This is a genomic window from Acinetobacter sp. ANC5681 (assembly GCF_023488045.1).
In the GTDB taxonomy this organism is placed as follows: domain Bacteria; phylum Pseudomonadota; class Gammaproteobacteria; order Pseudomonadales; family Moraxellaceae; genus Acinetobacter.
The window spans coordinates 1-1,141 of the sequence record NZ_JAMFKZ010000078.1 but is presented as its reverse complement, the minus strand read 5'-3'; the positions used below and the strand labels follow the sequence as shown (position 1 = coordinate 1,141).

1 protein-coding gene is annotated in these 1,141 nt (G+C 38.1%); it reads left to right on the top strand.

The window, feature by feature from the left end; all coding sequences use genetic code 11:
* Positions 1 to 1,050: hypothetical protein (locus M5121_RS15795; RefSeq protein WP_283772320.1), on the top strand; the 1,050-nt coding region annotated here is incomplete at its 5' end.
* Positions 1,051 to 1,141 lie beyond the last annotated feature (91 nt).

The following is a 1,141-nucleotide window of genomic DNA, read 5'->3' as shown; positions in this document are numbered from 1 at the left end:
AAGTTTACCAAGCCTTTAACAATTGATGAGATTGAGCAAGGACAAGATGTATTTTTAATCCAACCCCATGCTGTGATTCTTCAATATAAATTCAACGAAAATATTGATGAATTAGTCGATGGCATTCATAGTGGATTTGTTCAGCGTGATTTTGAAAATGCTCAACTACAATATAAAGCATTCTGTGAAGCAGTTGGTGGTACACCTATTCAGGTAAATTTAGAACTCGCAGAGCAACCGAAAAAGAAGCGTAGTCGGAAATCAACAGAACAAAATGAAACTAGTGAAAGCAAACAGCAAACTAATGATGACACTTCTTTAGATGATATTCTTGGACCTATTGGCATACAAAGCCCTAGTCCAAATACAGCAGATCCTGAGCTTTCAGTTCTATGTGATGCATTTGTAGATGAGATTAATGCCGCTGTGTCTTCTGAAGAAATTAAAGCTATTCGCACCCGCATCAATTCTAACGGTGACTTAACAGAAGTTGAAAGTGCAGAACTGGCAACACGTATCAATTTGAAAAGTGCTTCGTTTGAAAAAGAACAATCACCCGTTCCTTTTGAAAATATTGCCGCTGCTGCTGTAGCACAAGCTAAAAAAGTTGATGAAGAGACTCAAGAACGTGAGTGGACTCGATTCCATAATGACAAACCATATTTAGACCTTGGCAATAAATCTCAATACGAAATTGAATATGCCGATCTATCTGCAGTCGTAATTCATGCTCAATCATCAGATGAAGCAAATAGTGTTGTAGAAAAGACACATCACTGGACAACTGATCAACGTAAGCCCCTGCTTTCATTAATCAGTAAAAGATTGTGTGAACTTCAAGAGCAATCAAAAGTTCAACCTAAAGAACCACCATCTTTAATGGTTCAAATTCAAAATGCACCTGATCTCACAGCTTTAGATGCTTTAGAGATCGATGTATCTGCCCGCCATCCTGACATACAACCACGTTTGATGGGATATGTAAAAAAACGCCGCTTTGAACTTGAACAACAAGAAAACGCTGCGAATGATGGAGATCAACCATCATGAAATTCAAATATTCAACCATTACCCGAACACTTGAAGTGTTCGGGGGCAACATGACCCATATATATGACAACGTGAATGAGTCAGAAATAAC